Source organism: Streptomyces sp. NPDC048111, from assembly GCF_043202815.1.
Taxonomy (GTDB): Bacteria; Actinomycetota; Actinomycetes; order Streptomycetales; family Streptomycetaceae; genus Streptomyces.
This window is the reverse complement of the sequence record NZ_JBIDBD010000067.1, coordinates 1-3932: the sequence shown is the minus strand read 5'-3', so window position 1 is coordinate 3932 and position 3932 is coordinate 1. Positions and strand designations below refer to the sequence as shown.

The window sequence follows — 3932 nt, the reverse complement described above, 5'->3', positions numbered from 1 at the left end:
CCTGCACCCCTGCTCAGGGGCTGCGCCCCCGAACCCCCCATCGCGCCTGAACGGCGCTCGTCCTCAAACGCCGGACGGGCTGAAATGCCCGGTGCGGGCCAGCACCGGGCAGTTAAGGGGCGCGGGGAACTGCGCGAGAAGCGACCACGGTCCGCGCACGACGGCGGGGTTGAAGGGGCGCGAGGAACTGCGCGAGGCGGGCCGGGATGCGGGCGGCGCCGGTGCCGGCGGGGGCGCGGCGGGCGAGCAGCAGGTCGGGGGGCTGGGGGCGCGGGGGCCCGCGCGGACCCCGGGCACCCCCGAGCGGCCAGGGGCACGGTACCTTCGGCCCCGCAGTCCCGCGTCGCGCGGGCCGGACAGAGCGGAGTACGGCGTGATCGTCAAGGCGATGGCGGCCGAAGGGGCCGACCCCTTCGGAACGGCGCGGCTACGCCGAGGCGTACTGAACGCCTGGGGCGCGGCCCCGGCCAGGTTCCGTGAGGACGCCAACGCCGAGGAGGACCTCGCGCTCGGCGGCTACCGCGACCGCCTGGTCGTAGAACTCGCCCAGAACGCCGCCGACGCCGCCGCGAGGGCGCACACCACGGGCCGCCTGCGCCTGACCCTGCACCCCGCCGGCCAGGGCAACCCCGCCGTGCTGGCCGCGGCCAACACGGGCGCCCCCCTGGACGCCGTCGGCGTCGAGTCGCTGTCCACCCTGCGCGCCAGCGCCAAGCGTGCCGACACAGAGGCCGGCACCGCCGTCGGCCGGTTCGGCGTCGGGTTCGCCGCGGTGCTGGCGGTCAGCGACGAGCCCGCTGTGGTGGGACGTACCGGCGGCGTCCGCTGGTCGCTCGCCGAGGCCCGCGAACTGGCCGCCCAGACCGCCCTCGCCAGCCCCGGCCTCGGCGACGAACTGCGCCGCCGCGACGGACACGTACCGCTGCTCCGCCTGCCGCTGGCCGCCGAGGGCGCAGCCCCCGAGGGGTACGACACCGTCGTGGTGCTGCCCCTGCGGGACGCCGCCGCCGAGGACCTGGTCCGCCGACTGCTCGACGGCATCGACGACGCCCTGCTGCTCACGCTGCCCGGTCTGACCGAGATCGTCGTCGAAACCCCGGACGCCACACGGGTGTTGAGGCGCTCCGTGCACGACGCGTACGTGCACATCGACGACAGCCGCGACCAGGGCGTGCACCGCTGGCGGACCGTCAGTCACCACGGCCCGCTCGGCAAGGAGCTGCTCGCCGACCGGCCCGTCGAGGAGCGGCTGCGTCCGCACTGGACGGTGACCTGGGCCGTTCCGGTGGACGAGGACGGCGCGCCCGAGCGTCCGCGCACCGCCGCCGTGGTGCACGCGCCCACCCCCACCGACGAGCCGCTCGGCCTGCCCGCGCTGCTCATCGCCTCGTTCCCGCTCGACACCGCCCGCCGCCACCCCGCCCCCGGCCCGCTCACCGACTTCCTGGTGGAGCGCGCCGCCGACGCCTACGCCGAACTCCTGGGCGCCTGGCAGCCGGTGGCGACCGGCACCGTCGACCTGGTGCCGGGCGCGCTCGGCCGGGGCGAGCTGGACGGAGCCCTGCGCGCGGCGATCCTGCCCCGCCTCTCGCGCGTCGCGTTCCTGGCTCCCGCCGCGCCCACCGAGGAAGTCCGCGCGCTGCGGCCCTTCGAGGCGGAGGTGGTCGAGGGCGCGGGCGCCGACACGGTGGGCGTGCTCGCCGAAGTCCTGCCCACGCTGCTGCCCGCGGGCCTCGAACGCCGCCCGGAACTGCGGACGTTGGAGGTCGGACGGCTGTCGCTCGGCGACGCCATCGAGCGGATCGCCGGCGCGGAGCGGGCCCCAGAGTGGTGGCACCGGCTGTACGACACGCTCGCCGGGGTCGACCCCGACCGGCTCTCCGGACTTCCGGTGCCGCTCGTGGGCGGGCGCACCGCCATCGGGCCCCGCCAGATCCTGCTGCCCCTCGCCGACACCCCCACCGACCTGGGGCGGCTCGGCCTCAAGGTCGCCCACCCGGACGCGGCCCACCCGCTGCTCGAAAAGCTCGGCGCGTTGCCCGCGACGCCGCGCGCAGTGCTGACGACCCCTCAGGTGCGGGCCGCGGTCGCCGCGTCCCTCGACAGCGGGGAGATCTGGGACGAGGACGGCGGACTCGACGCCGACGAACTCGCCGACACGGTCCTGACGTTGGTGTGCGAGGCCGCCCTCGAACCCGGTGACGAGCCCTGGCTCGGCGCGCTCGCCCTGCCGGACGAGGACGGTGAACTCGCCCCGGCGGCCGAACTCGTCCTGCCCGGATCGCCGTTCGCCGCCGTCATTCGTGAGGGTGAACTCGCTGAGGTCGACCGGGAGTTGGCCGAACGCTGGGGAGAGCAGCCGCTCACCGCGTGCGGGGTGCTCGCCACGTTCGCCCTCGTACGCGCCACCGATGTCGTGCTCGACCCCGACGAACTGGAGCCCCGCGAGGGCGACTTCGCCGAGCCGGACGACGCGGGCCTGCTCGACGCGGTCGACGTGTGGTGCGAGGACGTCCTGGACCGGCTGCCCGACACGCCGGTGCCGCCCGTCGCCACCGAGATCGTCGCCGTGCGCGACCTCGACCTCGTCGACGACGACGCCTGGCCGCAGGCCCTCGCGATGCTCGCCCGGCCGCCGCTGCGGGACGCACTGGTCCAGCCGGTCCGCGTCCTGCTGCCCGACGGCACGACCGAGTCGGTGCGCCCGTACACCGCCTGGTGGCTGCGCGACCACCCCGTACTCGACGGCCGGCGCCCCGCGGGGCTGCGGGCGGCCGGGTCCGATCCGCTGCTCGCCGGTCTGTACGAGTCCGCGGACGCGACGGGCTTCGACGACGTGCAGGTCCTGCGGGCGCTCGGCGTCCGCACCTCGGTGCCGGCCCTGCTCGACGAGCCCGGCGGCGCCGCGGAACTCCTGGGCCGCCTCGCCGACGGGGACCGCACGGTCACCGCTCCACAACTCCACGCCCTCTACACGGCGTTGGCGGACCTCGACCCCGAGCAGGTCACCCTTCCCGACGAGCTGCGTGCGGTGGTGGACGGGCAGGTGCGGGTGGTGGACGCCGCGGACGCGGTCGTGGCGGACGCCCCCGACCTCCTGCCGCTGTCCGCCGGCCTGCCCCTGCTGCCGGTCGCCCCGGCGCGGGCGGCCGAACTCGCCGAGCTCCTCCAGGTGGGGCGGCTCGGCGAGGCGGCGTCGGCGGACGTGACGTCCCAGGGCGTGGAGCACGAGGTGCCGGACCCGGTACGGGCCCTGCTCGGGCCCGGCGCCCCCGCGACCTACGTCGAGCACGAGGAGCTGCGGGCGGGCGGGGCGGAACTCGACTGGCGCCGCACGGGGGACGGCGTGGTCCACGCGGCGACCCTGGAGGGGGTGGCGGCGGGGCTTGCCTGGGCGGCGGGGCAGTGGACTCGGCGGTTCGAGGTGGCGGCCCTTCTGGAGGACCCGTCCCGAACCCCCGAACTGGCCACGGCCCGCTGGTTCGACTAACCCCCGGGTCCCCCGCCTCCCGCTCGGGCCCCGCCCGCCCACCTACCCGCGACCAGCGCCGCCCGCCCACGCGGTTCCCCGGGCCCCTGGCGGTGCTGGGCGTGCCCGGCGTTTGCGCAGTTCCCCGCGCCCCTCAACCCTGCCTTCGTGTGCGGGCCGTGGTCGCTTCTCGCGCAGTTCCCCGCGCCCCTGGCGGGGCTGGTGCTGGGCAGCATGCGCGTACCGGCCTGCCTTGCGCAGTTCCCCGCGCCCCTGGCGGGATCGGTGCTGGGCGGCACGTGCATCCCAGCTCGTCTTGCGCAGTTCCTCGCGCCCCTTGGCGGCACGGTGCTGGCCCGCATGCGCATCCTCAGCCCGTCCGGCGATTGAGGACGAGCGCCGTTCAGGCGCGATGGGGGGTGCAGGGGGCGCAGCCCCCGCCGGGGTTCGAGGGGCGGAGCCC

General features: G+C 76.7%; 2 protein-coding genes. Both read left to right on the top strand.

The genetic code is table 11. From position 1 onward, the window contains the following. Nucleotides 1–388 precede the first annotated feature (388 nt). Nucleotides 389–3490, top strand: a complete 3102-nt coding sequence (locus ACGF3I_RS35170) for a sacsin N-terminal ATP-binding-like domain-containing protein (protein ID WP_393139397.1) — start codon at nucleotides 389–391, stop codon at nucleotides 3488–3490. 147 nt (nucleotides 3491–3637) lie between these two features. After that, entirely contained in the window at nucleotides 3638–3859 is a 222-nt protein-coding gene (locus tag ACGF3I_RS35165; protein ID WP_393139395.1) for a hypothetical protein, read from the top strand. Nucleotides 3860–3932: the final 73 nt, after the last annotated feature.

Coding starts and splice junctions, on each gene's coding strand:
- ACGF3I_RS35170 (WP_393139397.1), top strand. CDS start 389: ATGGCGGCCGAAGGGGCCGACCCCTTCGGAACGGCGCGGCTACGCCGA.